Source organism: Xanthomonas euroxanthea, from assembly GCF_903989455.1.
Taxonomy (GTDB): Bacteria; Pseudomonadota; Gammaproteobacteria; order Xanthomonadales; family Xanthomonadaceae; genus Xanthomonas; species Xanthomonas euroxanthea.
Map to the genome: position 1 here is coordinate 1,860,716 of NZ_LR861803.1, position 17,306 is coordinate 1,878,021.

Consider the following 17,306-nt stretch of genomic DNA (forward strand, 5'->3'; position numbering starts at 1 on the left):
GTCGGGTCTGCTGTGGGGATGATTGTGCGGAAGCGGCAGGGCGAGATGCCCCATCGGTCGGTCTCAAATCTCGAAAAATTATACCCCCTTGCGCCAGTGAGGGGGCGTCTGCAAGCTGACCGAGCGGGTAGGTGCGGCCGCCTGGCGCCCAGGCGCGAAAGGCGCTGCGGTCTCAGATGCCGAGTGCGCGCGGTTCGTTCCACAGCGCGCTGCGCTCCCATATCTGCGCGAATTCGCGCTCCAGCTGGCGGCTGCGCGCCGCGCCCGACAGCCAGGTTTCACCATCGTCGAAGCGATGGCCTGTTGGACGAAAGTAGTAGGCGTCATCGCCCACCACATAGGCCGACGCATAGCTGCTGTCGACCGGATCGCTGACCGCGCGGAAGCGGAACACGCTGGGCAGGCGCTGGGCCAGCCGCAGCAGCGCGCTGCTGCTGGCGCCGGCAATGGCGGTGTCCTGCACCAGCACCTGCACGCGCTTGTCGTGGCGGGCGGTGGCGAAGCGGCGCAGCGCATCGAGCACTGCGGCGTTGTCGAACAGCGGCGGATCCAGTGCCCGCGTATAGATCAGGACCTGGCGGCGTGCGGCGCACAGCAGGCCGGTGGTAGCGGCCTGCGCCGCGCGCAGGTCGTCCACCGCCATCGGGCCGTCGAGACGGCGGTGCAACGGCCCGTCAGGCCGATCGCCCGCCGTTGCGGCGCGATCGGGATGCGGGTCGGAAGAGGTGTCCGGCAGGAAGCCCAGGCGTGCGAACACCGCCCCGGCATCTGCGTTGACGCGGGCCCGTACGCCGGGCCAGCCGCGTTGTTGCGCGGTGGCGACGGCGGCTGCGAGCAACTGGTCGGCCAGGCCGCGGCGGCGCCAGCCCGGCAGGATGCCGAGCCTGTCGATGCGCAGATCCGCGGTCAGCCGCACCGAGCCGATCAGCTGGCCGTCCTCGCTGCGCAGGGCCAGGTGCAGGCTGAGCGGGTCCAGTGCGTCCCAGTCAGCAGCGCCGCTGTCGCCGCTGCCGCAGGCCAGGCGCAGCGCACGCAGGGCCGCGGCGTCGGACGCCGGGTCCAGCGAGACGATCCGCGGGCCGGCCTGGGGGCTCATGCGCGGTTGTCGGCCCCGTCGTCGCCAGCGTCCGTTGCCGCGTCGTCGGCGAGCTCGCTGTCGTCGTCCAGGTCGGCGTCGGCAGCTGGTTCGTCCTCATCAGCCTGGGCCGGGCCGTCGGCGGTATCGGCGACCTGCTCGACGTCGGCCTCCGCGTCGATCTCGTCGTCCGCATCCGGCGCGTCGGCCTCGGCGTCGTCCTGGTCGGCCGACAGGCTCAGGCCATGGGCCTGGTCGTCGTCGATGTCCTGGATGTCGTCCTCCGCGTCCTCGTGGGCGCGCTGGTAGTGGCCCTGCGCCAGCAGCTCAAGCACCACCTCGCGGCCACGGTTGGAAAACTGCGCATACAGCGTGCCGTCGATCTCTTCGGCCGCGGCCAGGCGCGCGGCGTCCTTGGCCGACAGCGCGAACTCCAGGCCGCTGCAGAACAGGGTGGCGCCACGCTTGGCGCGCCGCCAGGCCAGCCGCGACCAGGGGTGACGGTGCAGCAGCACGCCTTCCTCCAGGGCCTGCTCGACCGCCTCGCGCGGGATCGGTTCGGGGGCCGGCAGCACGTCGCCGGAGGCGCGGTAGGTGGTCATGAAGCGGCCGAACCAGTCGCCCAGCCGATCCGGGTCGTTCATGCGCAGGGCATTGAGCGCTTCGACCACGCGGTTCATCGCGGTGACGTCGATCTCGTACGGGTCGGCCGGCACCTTGAGGTCTTCGTCGTGATAGCGCACGGCCTCGTCGGCATCGGCGATCAGCGTATCCAGATAGTCGCCGATCAGCTCGGCCGACGACGGCGCGCGGGTGCCGATGGAGAAGGTCAGGCAGGCGTCTTCGGCCACGCCGTGGTGCGGCACCAGCGGCGGCAGGTACAGCATGTCGCCCGGGCCCAGCACCCAGTCGTGGGTGGGCTTGAAGTCGCGCAGCAGCTTGAGCTCGACATCGTCGCGGAACGCCAGCGGCGCGGCCTTGCGGCCCTGTTGCGCGCGTGCGTCGATCTGCCAGCGGCGGTGGCCCTGGCCCTGCAGCAGGAAGACATCGTAATGGTCGACATGCGCGCCGACCGAGCCGCCGGTGGCGGCGAAGCTGATCATGATGTCGTCGATGCGCCAGCGTGGCAGGAAGCGGAACTGTTCCAGCAGCGCGCGCACGTCGGCGTCCCACTTGTCCACGTCCTGTACCAGCAGGGTCCAGTCATGGTCGGGCAGGCCGGGGAAGTCGGTTTCCTGGAACGGGCCGGTGCGTACGTCCCAGCCGTCGGTGGCGCGGTCGTGGCTGATCAGGCGTGCCAGCACGCCGTCTTCGCAGGCCAGGCCGGCCAGGTCTTCGGGCTGCAGCGGGGACTGGAAGTCCGCAAACGCGTTGCGGATCAGCAGCGGGTGCTTGTGCCAGTAGTTGCGCAGGAAGCGCTCGACCGGCATGCCCAGGGGCTGGTCGCCGGTGGCGTGGACCTCGAAGGGCAGCGGCGCGCCTTTCCTGGCGGCGATCTTTTTTGCGGCGGTCTTTTTCATGGTGTCACGGGTCCGACAGGAGGGCCGGCGCTGTGCGGCCGGCGGAGTGGCTTATTGTCGCCCAGCCCGCCATGCGATGCCTTGCTGGCGGGTGTGGCGGTGATTTCAGTGCACCTGTGCCTGCCATGCGTGGCCGGCATGCACGGTGGATGCCGGCATCGGCGGGTCAGTGGATGGCGAGCTGGCTGTCGCTGGGCGAAGGCACCGACCCAACCGTGTGGTCGACACGCCTGCCAGCGCTTGCGACGCGGCAGCGGTGGAAGCGGCAGCGGCCTGTCTCCCGCAGGCGACCGATGCCAGCAGGGACACGGACAGCAGTGAGCGCAATGCCATGGCACTCCTCCTGACGGCTGGATGGAGCCTCGCGATGCCGGTCGTTGACTGCCGCTGGTCTCAGATCGCGCGCGCCAGCTGCTCGGCCAGGCCGGTGTAGGCGCCCGGCGCCAACGCCCGCAGGCGCTGCTTGTCCTGCTCCGGCAGCTGCAGGCTCTCCACAAACGCCTGCATGGACGCGGCGGTGATGCCCTGGCCGCGGGTCAATGCCTTGAGCTGTTCGTACGGGTTGGGCAGGCCGTGGCGACGCATCACCGTCTGCACGGCTTCGGCCAGCACTTCCCAGGCCGCGTCCAGGTCCGCATCCAGGCGCTGCGGATTGACGGTCAGCTTGCCCAGGCCCTTGGCCAGCGAATCCAGCGCGACCTGGGTGTGGCCGAATGCGGTACCGAGCGCACGCAGGACGGTGGAGTCGGTGAGATCGCGCTGCCAGCGGCTGATCGGCAGCTTGGCCGAGAAATGCTCGAACAAGGCGTTGGCGATGCCGAAATTGCCTTCGGCATTTTCGAAGTCGATCGGGTTGACCTTGTGCGGCATGGTCGAGGAGCCGACTTCGCCCTCCTTGAGCTTCTGCTTGAAGTAGCCCAGCGAGATGTAGCCCCAGATGTCGCGCGACAGGTCGATCAGGATGGTGTTGACCCGACGGCTGGCGTCGCCGATCTCGGCCACGTTGTCGTGCGGCTCGATCTGGGTGGTGTAGGGGTTGAACACCAGGCCCAGGCTCTCGACGAAGCGCTGCGCGAACGCGGCCCAGTCCAGCTCCGGGTACGACACCAGGTGCGCGTTGTAGTTGCCGACCGCACCGTTGATCTTGCCGGTCAGCTCGACCGCGGCGATCTGCTTGCGCTGACGCTCCAGGCGCGCGACCACGTTGGCGATTTCCTTGCCCAGCGTGGTGGGCGAGGCGGTCTGGCCATGCGTGCGCGAGAGCATCGGCTGGCCGGCCTGGGCATGGGCGAGGGTGCGCAGCGTGGCGATGATGCCGTCCAGCGTCGGCAGCAGCACCTCGCGGCGTGCCTGTTCCAGCATCAGGCCGTAGCTGAGGTTGTTGATGTCCTCGCTGGTGCAGGCGAAATGCACGAATTCCAGCGCCGGGCCCAGCTCGGCATCGTCCTTGAGCTGTTCCTTGATGAAGTACTCCACCGCCTTGACGTCGTGGTTGGTGGTGCGCTCGATCTGCTTGACGCGTGCGGCGTCGCTCACGCTGAAGTCGTCGGCCAGGCGGCGCAGGGTCTGGGTGGCGGCGGCCGAGAACGGCGCCAGCTCGGCGATGCCCGGCTCGGCGGCCAGTGCCAGCAGCCATTCGATCTCGACCTTGACCCGTGCCCTGATCAGGCCGTATTCGGAGAAGATCGGGCGCAGCGCATCCACTTTGGAAGCATAGCGGCCGTCGAGCGGGGACAGGGCGAGCAGGGCGGAATCCGACATGGGCAGGGCACTGGGAGGCTGGCGGGGGTGCGTATTCTACGCCGCCCCGGCGCCGGCTTCGCCGATCGGCCGCACCGTTATCGCCTGGATCCGGTGCCCGGCCATGCGCCGCACCGTCAGTGCGTGGCCGTCCAGCTCCAGGGTCTCGCCTTCTTCGGGCAGCCGCTGCAGCCGGTGCACGATCAGCCCGCCGACCGAATTGACGTGGTCCGGCGCGCTCAGGTCCCGGCCGAGCAGGCGCTCCAGGCGGAAGATCGAGGTGCTGCCGGCCACCAGCAGCGAGCCGTCCTGGCTGCGGATCGGGGCATCGCGCACCACGTGGCGGTGCTCGTCCTCGATCTCGCCGACCACCACCTCCAGCAGGTCTTCCAGGGTGAAAAAGCCCAGGATGCGGCCCTGGTCTTCCACGCACAGCGCCAGATGGGTGGTGCCGGTGCGGAACTGCTCCAGCGCGCTGGGGATCGGGGTTTCCAAGGTCAGCAGGGTCGGCGGGCGCAGCAACGGACGCAGATCGTCCAGGTCCTGGCTGCGCGCCATGGCCACCAGCAGATCCTTGGTATGCAGGATGCCCAGCACCTGCTCGCCATCGGCGTCGAACCAGGGGTAGCGGCTGTAGCGCGACTCGCTGAACTCGGCCAGCACCGATTCCAGCGCCATGCCCTCGCGCAGGCTGCGCATGTGCTCGCGCGGGCGCATCAGGTCGCCGGCGACCAGGTCGGGCAATTCCAGCGCGTGGCTCATCAGGGCCAGCCCGTGATCGGGCGTGGCCGCGTTCGGATCCTGGCGGCCGACGATCAGCATCAGCTCCTCGCGCGAATAGCGATGCGACTGATGTTCCACATCGCCCCAGCCCAGTACCCGCAGCAGGCGGTTGGCGCTGGTGTTGAGCACCCAGATCGCCGGATACATCAGCCAATAGAACACGTAGAGCGGCGCGGCGGTCCATAGCGACATCCGCTCCGGGCGGCGGATCGCCATGGTCTTGGGCGCCAGTTCGCCTAGCACGATGTGCAGGAACGAAATCAGGCTGAAGGCGATCGCCAGCGCGGTGAACTGCGCCGCTTCCGGCGACAGGCCGGCGCTGTCGAACAGCGGCTGCAGCAGATGCGCGAACGCCGGCTCGCCGACCCAGCCCAGGCCGAGCGATGCCAGGGTGATGCCGAGCTGGCAGGCCGACAGGTAGGCATCCAGGTGCGCATGCACCCCGAGCAACAGACGCCCACGCCACCCGTTGGTTTGCGCCAGGCCCACCGCCTGCGTGTGGCGCAGCTTGACCAGCGCGAACTCGGCGGCCACGAAGAAGCCGTTCAGCAGCACCAGCAGCAACGCGACGAACAACAGCAGCACATTACCCAGCATGGCGTCGGCCCCGGTGCCGTGCAGCGGCGGTCACGCGGCGTGTCCGCCGTTGCGCGTGAGGGGGCGGGCGGTGTGCGGGCAGCAAGGACGCAACCAATGCGTTGCTACAGTCAGGGTCGTCGCCCATGGCAGCGTGGTACCTCGTATGGATCGATGGGCAGTCTAGCCCACGGCTTGCGACGACACGGTCGCAACGCCGCGAGCGAGTATCGTAGGCAGTCTCGCCAGCGTGGGTGCGCCCGCTGCCAGCCATCCATCACCACAGACCAACCATGTGCGGAGAGTGCAGATGAGCGAACGTTTCAGGACCGAACACGACAGCATGGGGCAATTGCAGGTGCCCGCCGATGCCTTGTGGGGCGCGCAGACCCAGCGTGCCGTGCAGAATTTTCCGGTCTCCGGCCAGCCGATGCCGCGCGGCTTCATCCGCGCGCTGGGCTTGATCAAGGCCGCCGCGGCCGGCGTCAACGCCGAGCTCGGGTTGCTGCCCAAGTCGATCGGCAAGGCCGTGCAGGACGCGGCGCTGCAGGTGGCCGACGGCACCTATGACGCGCAGTTCCCGATCGATGTCTATCAGACCGGCTCGGGCACCTCGTCCAACATGAATGCCAACGAGGTGATCGCCACGCTGGCCACGCGCGCCGGCAAGGACGCGGTGCATCCCAACGATCACGTCAATCTCGGGCAGAGTTCCAACGACGTGGTCCCCACCGCGATCCGCGTGTCTGCGCTGCTTGCGGTGCAGGAACACCTGCAACCGGCGCTCAAGCATCTGCGCAAGACCATCGACAAGCGCGGCAAGGGACTGGACAAGGTCGTCAAGACCGGGCGCACGCATCTGATGGATGCGATGCCGCTGACCTTCGGCCAGGAATTCGGTGCATGGTCGGCGCAGCTGAGTTCGGCGCAGGAGCGCATCGACGATTCGCTCAAGCGCCTGCGGCGGCTGCCGCTGGGCGGCACCGCGATCGGCACCGGCATCAATGCCGATCCGCGTTTCGGCGGCAAGGTGGCCAAGGCCTTGTCGGGCTTGAGCAAGGTCAAGTTCGAGAGTGCCGACAACAAGTTCGAAGGCCTGGCCGCGCAGGACGATGCGGTGGAGTTGTCCGGCCAGCTCAATGCGCTGGCGGTGGCCTTGATCAAGATCGCCAACGATCTGCGCTGGATGAATGCCGGCCCCCTGGCCGGGCTGGGCGAGATCGAGCTGCCGGCGTTGCAGCCGGGCAGTTCGATCATGCCGGGCAAGGTCAATCCGGTGATTCCCGAAGCCACCGTGATGGCCTGCGCGCAGGTCATCGGCCACCATACGGCGATTACCGTGGCCGGGCAGACCGGCAACTTCCAGTTGAACGTGACCCTGCCGCTGATCGCCTACAACCTGCTGGATTCGATCAACCTGCTGGGCAATGTGTCGCGGCTGCTGGCCGACAGCGCGATTGCCGGCTTGAAGGTGCGCCAGGAGCGCGTGCGCGAGGCGCTGGACCGCAATCCGATCCTGGTCACCGCGCTCAATCCGATCATCGGCTACGAAAAGGCCGCCGCGATCGCCAAGCGTGCCTACAAGGAACAGCGCCCGGTACTGGACGTGGCGCTGGAAGACAGCGGGCTCACCGAGGCGGATCTGCGCCGTTTGCTGGACCCGGCCGCGCTGACGCGTGGTGGCATCCAGGCCGGCAGCAGTGGCGGCGGTGGCTGATCACTGACAGCGTGTGTGTAGGAGCGCACCTGGGCGCGACGGGCGTTGTCGATACAGCCCCGTCGCGCCCAGGTGCGCTCCTACACGGGCTTGCGCGAGTCCGCGGCGTCGCCAGCGACTCAGTGCCGCTCGGCCTGCACGTTGCCGAAGCTCTCGCGATACGGTTGCAGCGACGGGATCTCGTCCAGCAATTCGCCGCTGAGCTGCTGGATCTCCGGCGTGGCGGTCAGCTTGATCGACCTATACTCCGGATCTGCGCCGGCCTCGTTGACGGCCTGCTGGCGCAGCATCTGCAGGTGCCCGAACAGCAACTGCAATTTGGCGCGCGTCGGTTCCTTCTGCGGCAGCGCGATATCGTCGATCTTCAGCGTGCCGTCCGGAGTGATTTCCGCATTGGCGGCCGGTGGGCGGCGGATCATCACCGACTGGGTGGTGATGGCAACGCGCGGCTTGCCGCGTTCGGCGCGCCGCGACGACTGGTCGCCACAGGCGGTCAGGGCGCATAGCAGGAGCGCCATGCAAAGCATCACGAACTTGTTCATGGGGTCGCTGGGGTCTGGGGAGCGCATTAGTGTAATCCCGCTCCGGCAGCCGATCAGTGCCGGCGGCACATGGCGCCACTGACAAGATGTCGCAGGCCGGTATCGGGTGCCTGGCGTGCGCGCAGGAATCGACACGACGCTCCAGCCGGTTCCGGTCCGCCGCTGCGCCCGTCGATGGGGGCGCAGCGGCGGTCGGTGCCGCGCTTACTTGCGGCAGTCGTCGACGTCGTGCTGGGTCAGGGTCGAGTACGGCGCGAATGCCGGCACCAGTTGCGCGGCGGCGTCCTGCGCGTTGCGCAGCGTGGCCAGCTGGTCGCAGATCTGCATCGTATTGTGTTTGAAGGTTTCCGCCTGCGCCTGGATCTTGTCGCCGATCTGGTCGGTGTTGCCGCTGAGCACGCCCTTGAGTGCTTCGCCGGCGGCATGCGCACCGAAGGCCGCGCCCTGCGTGCCGATGTCGATGCCTTTTTCGGCGACGCCCTGGATCTGCACATAGAAAGTGCGCATCGCCTGGCGCTGCGCATCGTTCAGGCTCACCGGCTTGCCGGCGATGCTGAGCGCGCCATCCGCGCCGATGGTGGCGGCAGGCAGACCGTCGCGGTGGAGCGTCAGGCTCTTGCCGTTGAAGCTCACCCCGCGCGCGTTGGCCTTGCCCGATACCACGACGGTGGGTTCGGACTTGCCGCAACCGACCAGCAGCGCACCCGCCAATACCGCACAAATCAACAGTTTCATCAGCAGTCCCCCTCAGTAATGGTCAATGCAGTGGTCAGTTGTCGGTCGGTACGCGGGTGGTGCCGGCAACATCGCTGACGTCGATGTCGCCGCTGCCCTTGCGCGCGACGCTGACGTCGCCGCGCACCTTGTGCACGCTCAGGGCGCCGGAGTTGACCGCTTCCACGCCGACATCGCCCTGCACATCGTCGATATCGACATCGCCGGAGCCGACCGTGCCGAGCTTGACGTGGCCGGCAACGCCGCGCAGCTTGACGTCGCCGGAGCCGACCTTGCCGACCTCGGCCGCGCCGCGAATCCGGCGCGCCTTGAGATCGCCGGAGCCGACTGCCAGCACGCGCAATGCCCCCATGTCCTCCAGTTCGATGTCGCCGGAACCGACCTTGGCGGTCACCCGGCCCTTGGTGCGGTGGATGGCCATGTCGCCGGAGCCGACATCGGCACTCACTGCAGCCGCGCCGCTGATCTCGGCGTCGCCGGAGCCCACGTCGAACTGCACCAGCAGCGAGTCCGGCACGTTGCCACGCAGGTCCAGGTACGCGTAGCTGTCGCCGATGGAGATGCGCGACGGGCGGTCATCGGCCAGCGTCACCACCAGCTTGTCGCCGACGCGCTTCTGGGTGACGGTCAGGCCCTCGAGCAGGTCGGCCCTGGCGGCACAGGCGCGGCCGCTCAGACGGCCGCCGTTGCCTGGCGCGGCGTCCAGATGCAGGTCGTTGGAGGCGACCTCGAACAGCACCGACTTCACTCCGCTCAGTTTCAACTCCAGGCTGCGCGGTTCGGAAAACGTGCATTGCTCCTCGGCAAACGCAGCGCCGGGCACTGCGCACAGGATGGCCAGACTCAGCAGACGACGCATGGGATGTCCTTCAGGCTTCGGAGCGCCGACGGCGCAGGTAGATGGAGGCAGCGATCAGCACCACGCCGATGGCGGCGCCGATCCAGATGTCCGGATTGCCGTAGACCAGTGCGCTGTCGGTGTGCTGCAGCGCCCACTGCACCAGGTCGCTGGGGTTCTGCATCGCGCTGCTGTCGAGGTTGCCGCTGACCGCACGTGGCGACCAGGTGCCGGGCAGGGCGCTGAGCAGGCCGCGGTAGCCGACGATGTACCAGATCCAGCCGATCGGCAGCGAGACACCCGGCATCGCCGAGAGGATGCTCAACATCACGCAGGCCAGTAGCGGGAACAGCACCGCCCACAGGAACGGCTTGCTGGTGGCCCAGGCCGAGCAGAACATCAGCCAGCCCACGGTCGGCAACGCCCACAGCAGGCTCATCGGCACGGTCTTCAGCAACAGCCACAGCAGCGAGAAGGGATGCGAATGGGTTGCCAGTGCCCAGGGGCTGGGGACGCCGGCGATCGAGGCGCCCACGATGGCGATCAGCCACAGTGCCAGGCCGACCAGCACGCCGATCACGATGGCGATCAGCGGCGCCAGCAACAGCGCCCATGCCGCCTTGGACAGCACCGTCTGCACATCGGACACCGGCAGCGACTTCCAGAACAGCACGCTGCGGTCGCGGCGGTCGTCGTACAGGCTGCCCAGCGAGTAGAAGAACACCACGAATGCCAGCACCACCGAGGCGATCCCGATGCCGCCCAGCAGCAGGCCGTCGCCGACCTGGCCCAGCGTGCGCGTGTACTCGGCCAGATCGTCCATGGTGATGCTGTCGCCGATCATGTTGCGACGCGCGCTGATCGCGCCGATCACCGCGCCCAGCAGCGCGAAGAACACCGCGATGCCGCCGGTGATGACCTGCGCCCAGACGAAACCGCCGCGGTGTTCCCAGTACTCGCGCTTGAGCAGCCAGCCGAACGTGCGTGCGGGAGAAGCTTGGTGGGTGAGTGTCTTCATGCGTAGGTCCCCTTCATGACCGCAACGAACAGGTCGGCAAGGCCGGGATTGCGGATTTCGCCAAAACGGGCGAGCTGCGCCTTGGGCACGCCATCGAACAGCATCACGGTCTTGCCGAACGGCAGGCCGCGCTCGTCGATCGGCGTCAGGCCTCTGGCGGCGTCGAGATGTTCGGCACCCACCAATACTTCGGTGTAACGCTCGGCCACGTTCTCCATGTCGGCGGTCAGCACGATGCGGCCGTCGCGGATGAACATCACGTCGGTGAGGATGTGTTCGATTTCCTCGACCTGGTGGGTGGTGACGATGATGGTCTTCTGCTCGTCGAAGTAGTCCTCCAGCAGGCGCTGGTAGAACTGCTTGCGATACAGGATGTCCAGGCCCAGCGTGGGCTCGTCCAGCACCAGGATGCGCGCGTCGATGGCCATCACCAGCGCCAGGTGCAGCTGCACGATCATGCCCTTGGACAGTTCGCGCACCCGCGACTTGCGGTTGAGCTGCGTATTGGCCAGGAAACGTTCGCACTTGGCGCGATCAAAGCGCGGATGCACGCCGGCGACGAAGTCGATCGCCTCGCCAACCCGCAGCCAGCGTGGCAGCACTGCCACGTCGGCAATGAAGCAGACCTCGTTCATCAGCGCGTTGCGCTGGGTGCGCGGATCCATGCCGAGCACGCTCAGCTCGCCGTCGAAATCGGTCAGCCCCAGCACCGCCTTGAGCGCGGTGGTCTTGCCGGCGCCGTTGGGGCCGATCAGGCCGACGATGCGCCCGGCAGCGATGGTGAAGCTGGTGTTGTCCAGCGCGAGCCGATGCTTGTAGGCCTTGCGCAGGCCACGTGCGTCGACCACATGGTCGGAGGAGACGGCGGTCATGGTGTTTTTCCCTGTGGCAACAGATCGTCGATGGACAGTCCCAGGCGCTGGATGCGTTCCAGCACCGCGGGCCATTCTTCATTCAGGAAACGCTCGCGTTCGCTGCCGCGCAATTTCTGCGCGGCCTCCGGGGTCATAAACATGCCCAGGCCGCGGCGTTTCTCCACCAGGTTCTCGTCGGCCAGTTCCTGGTAGGCACGCGAGACGGTGATGGGGTTGAGTTGGTAGTCGGCCGCCACCTGCCGTACCGAGGGCAGGGCGTCGCCCGGCTTGAGGATTCCATCGAGCATCATGGCAATCACCCGTTCCTTGAGTTGGCGGTAGATGGGAGCGCCGTCGCTCCATTGGATGTCGTTCATGGTCAGCTCCGTGGACGCAGGACCTGCGCGAAGGAGAAATAGGGCATCGACAGCGAAGCGCGCAGGTGCCGGCCGGGCCGGGTGCGCGCTTCGGGGGGAGTCGTCGCGTTTTCCGTAACCGCCTCCGACACGCCATAATCGGCGCCGGACTCCGTAACCTGACTGGAAGCGGCTCCCAGGCAACCAATGACGAACAGGGCGCTGCCGAACAGCAGCAATGGAGCTGGTCGCGTGAAGCGTGTGCTGTTCATGCTTTCCCCCTGCGTTGGATGACTGGTGTTGTATTCAACTATAACACCGACACGCAGGCAGTCAACTGCCTGTCATACCCAACTGATGGCACCCCGCACCCGCGGGTGGCCCGGACCTATCGAGAGGGATCGCCCATGTTGCTCAAACGTCTGCTGGTGGTTGTATTCGCTGGCTTTTTTTCCGCCGCGGCGCTGGCCGCAGGCGCGCCGGTGCTGGATCTGGACTACCGGCCGCTGGCCGGCAAGGCGCCGATCAACCTGAACCGTACCTACGGCGGCAAGGTCCTGATGGTGGTCAACACCGCCAGCAAATGCGGCTACACCCCGCAGTACGAAGGGCTGGAGGCGCTGAACCAGCGCTTCGGCAGTCGCGGTTTTTCGGTGCTGGGCTTTCCGTCCAACGATTTCCAGGGGCAGGAACCGGGATCTGAGAAGCAGATCCAGGAATTCTGCACGCTGACCTATGGCGTCAAGTTCCCGATGTTTGAGAAGGTGCATGTGCTGGGCGCGCAGGCCACGCCGCTGTATCAGCGGTTGACGCAGGCCACGGGCGTGGCGCCGGGCTGGAACTTCCACAAGTATCTGATTGGTCGCGATGGACGCGTGGTGGCGCAGTTCCCCAGCAAGATCAAACCGGATGATCCGAGCGTGCTGGCGGCAATCGAACGCGAGCTCAACGCGCCGTCGCGCTGAGCGCGGCGCTCGCAACGCCACGCGCACATGCGACAATGCGCATTCAGCGCCGGCGTCGGCGTGTCTTTTCACTTTCGGGAAGTGCATCGAATGAAGATGGGAAAGCGCGGCGCGGCGGCGTCGCTACTGATGGTGGCACTGTCGGCATCGATGCCGGCGATGTCGCAGCAACCGGCCGCAGCGGCCACCAAGGAGAAGCCAGTTTTGAATGCATCGTCTGAGAAGAGCACGCGCGACAACGTCAGCTACGCCATCGGTATGGATGTGGCACGTTCGTTCGAGCCGATTGCCCAGGACATCGATGTGAGCGCACTGCAACGCGCCATCGAGAATGCATTCAAGGGCGGCAAGCCGCTGTTGTCCGAGGAGCAGACCCAGGCCACCGATACCGCATTGCGCACCGCGCTGGCGGCACGTAACGGGCAGCAGGTTCCGGGCATGGCCCCGGGCAGCGCGCCGGCCGCGCCGTCCAAGGAAAATGTCGGCCTGATGCTGGGCGATCGCGCAGTCGGTCCTTCGCTGGCCGGCATCAAGGACGAGATCGACCTGTCGATCCTGATGGAAGCCGTCCGCACCGTGTTCGCCAAGGGCACCACGCGCCTGACCCAGCAGGAAGCCGCGGCTACCATGCAGGCATTCGCCTCTGCCAAGCAGGGCGCTGTCGGTGCCAAGAACCGCGAGGAAGGCAACGCCTTCCTGGCCAAGAACAAGACCGAAAAGGGCGTGATCACCACCGCATCGGGGCTGCAGTACATGGTGCTGCGCCAGGGCAGCGGCGAGCGTCCGATGCCCACCAACACGGTGCGCGTGAACTACGAAGGCAAGCTGCTCAACGGGCAGGTCTTCGACAGCTCCTACCAGCGCGGCCAGCCGGCCGAGTTCGGTCTGAATCAAGTCATTGCAGGTTGGACCGAGGGCGTCGCCTTGATGCCGGTCGGTTCGAAGTATCGTTTCTGGATTCCATCCAACTTGGCCTATGGCCCGAACGGCACGCAGGGGGGGCCGATCGGACCAGACGCAACGTTGACGTTCGATGTCGAACTGATGGGTATCCTTCCCTGATCCCCCACAGGAGTACCCCCACCCATGCGAGTTGCGATCTTTGGTACCGGCTATGTTGGTCTTGTCACCGGTACCTGTCTGGCGGAAGTAGGTCATCACGTTATCTGCGTGGATATCGACCAGGCGAAAGTTGATGGTCTCAATCGTGGGGTGATTCCCATCTATGAACCCGGCCTGGAGCCGATGGTGAAAGCCAACCACGCCTCTGGCCGGTTGCGCTTCACCACCGATGCGGCCGAGGCGATTGCGCACGGCGAAATCACCTTCATCGCCGTGGGCACGCCCCCGGACGAGGATGGCAGTGCCGACCTGCAGTACGTGCTGGCGGTTGCGCGTACCGTCGGCCGGCATATCGACGGCCCGTCGGTGGTCGTCAACAAGTCCACCGTGCCGGTCGGCACCGCCGACAAGGTGCGGGTCGCGATCCAGGAAGAGCTGGACGCACGCGGCCTGGACCATGAGTTCGACGTGGTCTCCAACCCCGAGTTCCTCAAGGAAGGCGACGCCGTGGCCGACTGCATGCGTCCGGACCGCATCGTCATTGGTGCCAAGAAGCCGGCGGCCATTGCACGCATGCGCCGTCTGTATGCGCCGTTCAACCGCAACCGCGATCGCATCGTGGAGATGGACGTACGGTCGGCCGAGCTGACCAAGTACGCGGCCAACGCGATGCTGGCGACCAAGATCAGTTTCATGAACGAGATCGCCAACATTGCCGAGCGTGTCGGTGCGGACGTCGAGCACGTGCGTAACGGCATCGGGTCGGACCCGCGCATCGGCTGGCACTTCATCTATCCCGGCGCCGGCTATGGCGGCTCGTGCTTCCCGAAGGATGTGCAGGCATTGGCCAAGACCGCCGAGCAGTACGGCATGGAGCCGACCCTGCTCAACGCGGTGGAAAGCGTCAACAATGCGCAGAAGGGTCACCTGTTCGAACTGGTGCAGCGTCATTACGGCGCCGAAGGCACCGGCAGCATTGCCGGCAAGACCTTCGCGGTCTGGGGCCTGGCATTCAAGCCCAATACCGACGACATGCGTGCCGCGTCCAGCCGGCGTTTGATGGAGCAGTTGTGGGAAGCCGGTGCCACCGTGCGTGCCTACGACCCGGAAGCGACCCATGAAGCCAAGCGCATCTTCGGCGAGCGCGACGACCTGACCTTCTGCGACGAGGCATTTGCCGCGTTGGAAGGCGCCGATGCCCTGGTCGTGGTCACCGAGTGGAAGCAGTTCCGCAGCCCGGATTTCGGCAAGATCAAGCAGGCCTTGAAGGACGACGTCGTGTTCGACGGTCGCAACCTTTACGACCCGCAGGAAATCGAAGCCGCAGGTCTGGCCTACTACGCCATCGGACGAGGCCGTTCGTTGCATGCATGAGCAACTCTCGCCGCGCGACCAGGAACTGGACGCGCGGTTGGTTGAACTGGAAACGCGCCTGTCCTTTCAGGAGCAGGCGCTCAACGAACTGAGTGAAGCACTTGCGGACGCCCGTTTGACGGGCGCCCGCAACGCCGAGCTGATCCGCCACCTGCTCGAGGATCTGGGCAAGGTGCGCTCCACGTTGTTTGCCGACGCTGCGGATGAACCGCCGCCTCCGCACTATTGATTGCAGATTGCCACCGCCATGAGCGATACCTTACGTGACCAGTTGCTTGGGTTGGGCTTCAAGTCCGCGCCCAAGCCCGAACGCAAACCCGACGCACGGCCTGCCGCGCGTCAACATGGCAACGGTGGCAGGCCTGCGCCCGGCGGCAACAAGCCGGGCGGCCAGGGCAGGGGGCCGCAGCGGCCGCATGTCGCTGCGGCGACCGACGGCAGGGGCGAGCGCAAACACGATGGCCGGCCCGAGCGTCGTAACGATGGCAAGCCGGCGGCATCGCCGCGTCCGCAGCAGCCCACTGCCGAGCGTCGCGGACCCAGGCCGGCACGCACGCGCGAAGACATCGATCTGGCCAAGGCCTATGCGATCCGCGCGCAGCGCGAGAAGGACGAGCGCATCGAAGCCGAGCGGCTGAAGCAGGAAGAAGCACGCCTGCGTCGCGAAGCCAAGGCCAAGCTCGAAGAGCTGCTCAAGGACAAGGGGCTGAATCATGCCGATGCGGACATCGCCCGGCATTTCCCGTATGGCGGCAAGATCAAGCGTATCTACGTGACTGCCGATCAGCTCAAGGCGCTCAACGCCGGCAAGCTGGGTGTGCTGCAGCTCAACGGCCGCTATCTGTTGGTCACCGCCGAGGTACTGGCAGAAGCCGAAGCGGTGTTCGCGCCATCGGTGGCATTGAAGGTGGATCCGAATGCGCCGGCAGGCGAAGACCCGTATGCCGACCCCCAGTATCAGGTGCCCGACGACCTGGTCTGGTAACCCTGCGTGCGCTAGGTGTTGTTGGTCATGGGCACCTGATGGGTGCCCATGTTGTTTGGTGCGTTGCCTTGCGTGGTGCGCACCTGATCGTTACTGCGCGCGGTCCGGCCGAGCCATGCAGCAGACGCGGCGTGGGCGATATACGGGCCGGTCACGGCGCGCGCGGCACCATCGCGGCCTTACCGGTCGACGCCTCCGGGCATGGTGCCTGCTGCGTTGCCGCTCATTCCCTGCCGATGGTGCCGTGTATGTCCATGTTGTCGAAAATGTTGAAGGCCTGCGTTGTTGCATCGGCCACATCCACCGCGCGCGGCGCTTCGGGTTTGCAGGCGACGCGCGCCTTGGGGCCGGCCGCGGTGATGCTTGGGTTGTGCGTGGTGAGTCAGCAGGCCGCTGCACAGGCGGAGGATGCACCGGCGTTCGACCGTCCCGGTATTCCGTTTGCTGCCGAAGTGCTGCAGCCCGGCGCGTTCGCCTGGGAGCAGGGCCTGCCGGACGCGAGTACCGATCGCAGGGACGGGCAACGCACCACGCAGTACACCGCCGATACGCTACTGCGCCTGGGGCTGTTCCAGAACGTGGAGCTGCAGGTGGGTAGCGACAGCTACAACTGGCAGCACGGTGGCGGTGAGCGTGTGCGTGGCGGGGGCGATAGCCATATCGGCCTGAAGGTGGCATTGCCGTCGCAGTCGGACAGCTTTCACTGGGCCGCGCTCGGCAGCTACAGCGTGCCGACCGGCAGCCCCGCCTTCAGCGACGGCTATGCGCGCGAACTGGGCGTGACCGCGTCCTGGGATCTGGCGCAGCAGCGCGCCCTGGCGCTGTACGTGAACTACGCACGCGACAGCGAGGGGCATACCTGGACTTTCTCGCCGAACTACACGTTCTTCTCCGGCGAGCATTTCAGCAGCTATGTGGAAGCGGGTTTCGACACCGGTAGCGAGCACTCGCGCGTGGCCGGCGCCGGTGGTGCCTGGCAGTTGCCGCATGCGATGCAACTGGATGTCTCGGTGCTGCGCGGGCTGACCTCCGAAAGCCTGGACTGGCAGGGCGGGATCGGCCTGTCGATCGCATTCCAGTAAGGAGGCGATTGCAGTCGGGATCGGCGCGGCTGCTGACTATGTTGCACTGCCGCATGCATTGGGTGCGCGGAAAAGGCCTAATTG

The 17,306-nt window shown here is 66.7% G+C and carries 19 protein-coding genes; 7 read left to right on the forward strand and 12 right to left on the reverse strand.

Going from position 1 to position 17,306, the window contains the following annotated elements; translation table 11 throughout:
* Nucleotides 1–172: 172 nt before the first annotated feature.
* The 4 genes from H7A86_RS07970 to H7A86_RS07985 all read right to left on the reverse strand — a co-directional run bounded on the left by H7A86_RS07970 (nucleotide 173) and on the right by H7A86_RS07985 (nucleotide 5,715).
* Nucleotides 173–1,096: a GNAT family N-acetyltransferase gene (locus H7A86_RS07970; protein ID WP_119132276.1), complete on the reverse strand. Its 924-nt coding sequence runs from the start codon at nucleotides 1,094–1,096 to the stop codon at nucleotides 173–175.
* Nucleotides 1,093–2,571, reverse strand: coding sequence for a ribosomal protein uL16 3-hydroxylase (locus H7A86_RS07975; RefSeq protein ID WP_180708135.1), 1,479 nt, complete (start codon nucleotides 2,569–2,571; stop codon nucleotides 1,093–1,095). The genes H7A86_RS07970 and H7A86_RS07975 overlap by 4 nt, the downstream gene beginning before the upstream one ends.
* 417 nt (nucleotides 2,572–2,988) lie before the next feature.
* Nucleotides 2,989–4,356 (reverse strand): adenylosuccinate lyase, encoded by a 1,368-nt coding sequence (gene purB, locus H7A86_RS07980; RefSeq protein WP_119132274.1) that lies wholly within the window; start codon nucleotides 4,354–4,356, stop codon nucleotides 2,989–2,991.
* 36 nt (nucleotides 4,357–4,392) lie between these two features.
* Nucleotides 4,393–5,715 (reverse strand): hemolysin family protein, encoded by a 1,323-nt coding sequence (locus H7A86_RS07985; protein ID WP_119132273.1) that lies wholly within the window; start codon nucleotides 5,713–5,715, stop codon nucleotides 4,393–4,395.
* 289 nt (nucleotides 5,716–6,004) lie between these two features.
* On the opposite strand from H7A86_RS07985, the gene H7A86_RS07990 reads away from it, so the two are divergent.
* On the forward strand, nucleotides 6,005–7,411 hold the full coding sequence (locus H7A86_RS07990; protein WP_119132272.1) for a class II fumarate hydratase: 1,407 nt from the start codon (nucleotides 6,005–6,007) through the stop codon (nucleotides 7,409–7,411).
* A gap of 119 nt (nucleotides 7,412–7,530) precedes the next feature.
* Here H7A86_RS07990 and H7A86_RS07995 read toward each other — a convergent pair whose 3' ends face one another.
* The 7 genes from H7A86_RS07995 to H7A86_RS08025 all read right to left on the reverse strand — a co-directional run bounded on the left by H7A86_RS07995 (nucleotide 7,531) and on the right by H7A86_RS08025 (nucleotide 12,026).
* Nucleotides 7,531–7,953, reverse strand: coding sequence for a hypothetical protein (locus tag H7A86_RS07995; RefSeq protein WP_180708137.1), 423 nt, complete (start codon nucleotides 7,951–7,953; stop codon nucleotides 7,531–7,533).
* Nucleotides 7,954–8,157: 204 nt separating this feature from the next.
* Entirely contained in the window at nucleotides 8,158–8,688 is a 531-nt protein-coding gene (locus tag H7A86_RS08000; RefSeq protein WP_104648403.1) for a DUF2884 family protein, read from the reverse strand.
* A gap of 34 nt (nucleotides 8,689–8,722) precedes the next feature.
* Nucleotides 8,723–9,547 (reverse strand): DUF4097 family beta strand repeat-containing protein, encoded by an 825-nt coding sequence (locus H7A86_RS08005; RefSeq protein WP_119132270.1) that lies wholly within the window; start codon nucleotides 9,545–9,547, stop codon nucleotides 8,723–8,725.
* A gap of 10 nt (nucleotides 9,548–9,557) precedes the next feature.
* Complete coding sequence (locus tag H7A86_RS08010) at nucleotides 9,558–10,544, reverse strand: ABC transporter permease (RefSeq protein WP_104648405.1); 987 nt, start codon at nucleotides 10,542–10,544, stop codon at nucleotides 9,558–9,560.
* The gene (locus tag H7A86_RS08015) at nucleotides 10,541–11,416 is read right to left on the reverse strand and encodes an ABC transporter ATP-binding protein (protein WP_119132269.1); all 876 of its coding nucleotides are present in this window, start codon (nucleotides 11,414–11,416) and stop codon (nucleotides 10,541–10,543) included. The genes H7A86_RS08010 and H7A86_RS08015 overlap by 4 nt, the downstream gene beginning before the upstream one ends.
* Nucleotides 11,413–11,775: a GntR family transcriptional regulator gene (locus H7A86_RS08020; protein ID WP_003483692.1), complete on the reverse strand. Its 363-nt coding sequence runs from the start codon at nucleotides 11,773–11,775 to the stop codon at nucleotides 11,413–11,415. Before H7A86_RS08020 ends, H7A86_RS08015 begins: the two co-directional genes overlap by 4 nt.
* 2 nt (nucleotides 11,776–11,777) lie before the next feature.
* The gene (locus H7A86_RS08025; protein ID WP_104582755.1) at nucleotides 11,778–12,026 is read right to left on the reverse strand and encodes a hypothetical protein; all 249 of its coding nucleotides are present in this window, start codon (nucleotides 12,024–12,026) and stop codon (nucleotides 11,778–11,780) included.
* 135 nt (nucleotides 12,027–12,161) lie between these two features.
* On the opposite strand from H7A86_RS08025, the gene H7A86_RS08030 reads away from it, so the two are divergent.
* From H7A86_RS08030 to H7A86_RS08050, 5 genes are all read left to right on the forward strand, one after another.
* Nucleotides 12,162–12,719, forward strand: coding sequence for a glutathione peroxidase (locus tag H7A86_RS08030; RefSeq protein WP_104648406.1), 558 nt, complete (start codon nucleotides 12,162–12,164; stop codon nucleotides 12,717–12,719).
* A 90-nt stretch (nucleotides 12,720–12,809) separates the two neighbouring features.
* Nucleotides 12,810–13,781, forward strand: coding sequence for an FKBP-type peptidyl-prolyl cis-trans isomerase (locus H7A86_RS08035; protein WP_180708077.1), 972 nt, complete (start codon nucleotides 12,810–12,812; stop codon nucleotides 13,779–13,781).
* 24 nt (nucleotides 13,782–13,805) lie between these two features.
* Nucleotides 13,806–15,155, forward strand: a complete 1,350-nt coding sequence (locus H7A86_RS08040; RefSeq protein WP_104582757.1) for a UDP-glucose dehydrogenase family protein — start codon at nucleotides 13,806–13,808, stop codon at nucleotides 15,153–15,155.
* Entirely contained in the window at nucleotides 15,148–15,384 is a 237-nt protein-coding gene (locus H7A86_RS08045) for a SlyX family protein (protein WP_024939344.1), read from the forward strand. The genes H7A86_RS08040 and H7A86_RS08045 overlap by 8 nt, the downstream gene beginning before the upstream one ends.
* A gap of 18 nt (nucleotides 15,385–15,402) precedes the next feature.
* Nucleotides 15,403–16,140, forward strand: coding sequence for a DUF2058 domain-containing protein (locus H7A86_RS08050; protein WP_338063648.1), 738 nt, complete (start codon nucleotides 15,403–15,405; stop codon nucleotides 16,138–16,140).
* An 11-nt stretch (nucleotides 16,141–16,151) separates the two neighbouring features.
* On the opposite strand, the gene H7A86_RS20975 is transcribed toward H7A86_RS08050, so the two are convergent.
* Entirely contained in the window at nucleotides 16,152–16,295 is a 144-nt protein-coding gene (locus H7A86_RS20975; protein WP_232099292.1) for a hypothetical protein, read from the reverse strand.
* Nucleotides 16,296–16,376: 81 nt separating this feature from the next.
* On the opposite strand from H7A86_RS20975, the gene H7A86_RS08055 reads away from it, so the two are divergent.
* Nucleotides 16,377–17,222, forward strand: coding sequence for a transporter (locus tag H7A86_RS08055; protein WP_119132267.1), 846 nt, complete (start codon nucleotides 16,377–16,379; stop codon nucleotides 17,220–17,222).
* Nucleotides 17,223–17,306: the final 84 nt, after the last annotated feature.

What these genes read in the sequence shown, in the direction of transcription:
- H7A86_RS08040 (WP_104582757.1), top strand. Translation starts at nt 13,806, where the DNA reads ATGCGAGTTGCGATCTTTGGTACCGGCTATGTTGGTCTTGTCACCGGT.
- H7A86_RS08055 (WP_119132267.1), top strand. Translation starts at nt 16,377, where the DNA reads ATGGTGCCGTGTATGTCCATGTTGTCGAAAATGTTGAAGGCCTGCGTT.
- H7A86_RS08035 (WP_180708077.1), top strand. Translation starts at nt 12,810, where the DNA reads ATGAAGATGGGAAAGCGCGGCGCGGCGGCGTCGCTACTGATGGTGGCA.
- H7A86_RS07970 (WP_119132276.1), bottom strand. Translation starts at nt 1,096, where the DNA reads ATGAGCCCCCAGGCCGGCCCGCGGATCGTCTCGCTGGACCCGGCGTCC.
- purB (WP_119132274.1), bottom strand. Translation starts at nt 4,356, where the DNA reads ATGTCGGATTCCGCCCTGCTCGCCCTGTCCCCGCTCGACGGCCGCTAT.
- H7A86_RS08000 (WP_104648403.1), bottom strand. Translation starts at nt 8,688, where the DNA reads ATGAAACTGTTGATTTGTGCGGTATTGGCGGGTGCGCTGCTGGTCGGT.
- H7A86_RS08005 (WP_119132270.1), bottom strand. Translation starts at nt 9,547, where the DNA reads ATGCGTCGTCTGCTGAGTCTGGCCATCCTGTGCGCAGTGCCCGGCGCT.
- H7A86_RS07990 (WP_119132272.1), top strand. Translation starts at nt 6,005, where the DNA reads ATGAGCGAACGTTTCAGGACCGAACACGACAGCATGGGGCAATTGCAG.
- H7A86_RS08045 (WP_024939344.1), top strand. Translation starts at nt 15,148, where the DNA reads ATGCATGAGCAACTCTCGCCGCGCGACCAGGAACTGGACGCGCGGTTG.
- H7A86_RS08020 (WP_003483692.1), bottom strand. Translation starts at nt 11,775, where the DNA reads ATGAACGACATCCAATGGAGCGACGGCGCTCCCATCTACCGCCAACTC.
- H7A86_RS08010 (WP_104648405.1), bottom strand. Translation starts at nt 10,544, where the DNA reads ATGAAGACACTCACCCACCAAGCTTCTCCCGCACGCACGTTCGGCTGG.
- H7A86_RS08050 (WP_338063648.1), top strand. Translation starts at nt 15,403, where the DNA reads ATGAGCGATACCTTACGTGACCAGTTGCTTGGGTTGGGCTTCAAGTCC.
- H7A86_RS08015 (WP_119132269.1), bottom strand. Translation starts at nt 11,416, where the DNA reads ATGACCGCCGTCTCCTCCGACCATGTGGTCGACGCACGTGGCCTGCGC.
- H7A86_RS07985 (WP_119132273.1), bottom strand. Translation starts at nt 5,715, where the DNA reads ATGCTGGGTAATGTGCTGCTGTTGTTCGTCGCGTTGCTGCTGGTGCTG.
- H7A86_RS08025 (WP_104582755.1), bottom strand. Translation starts at nt 12,026, where the DNA reads ATGAACAGCACACGCTTCACGCGACCAGCTCCATTGCTGCTGTTCGGC.
- H7A86_RS08030 (WP_104648406.1), top strand. Translation starts at nt 12,162, where the DNA reads ATGTTGCTCAAACGTCTGCTGGTGGTTGTATTCGCTGGCTTTTTTTCC.
- H7A86_RS07995 (WP_180708137.1), bottom strand. Translation starts at nt 7,953, where the DNA reads ATGAACAAGTTCGTGATGCTTTGCATGGCGCTCCTGCTATGCGCCCTG.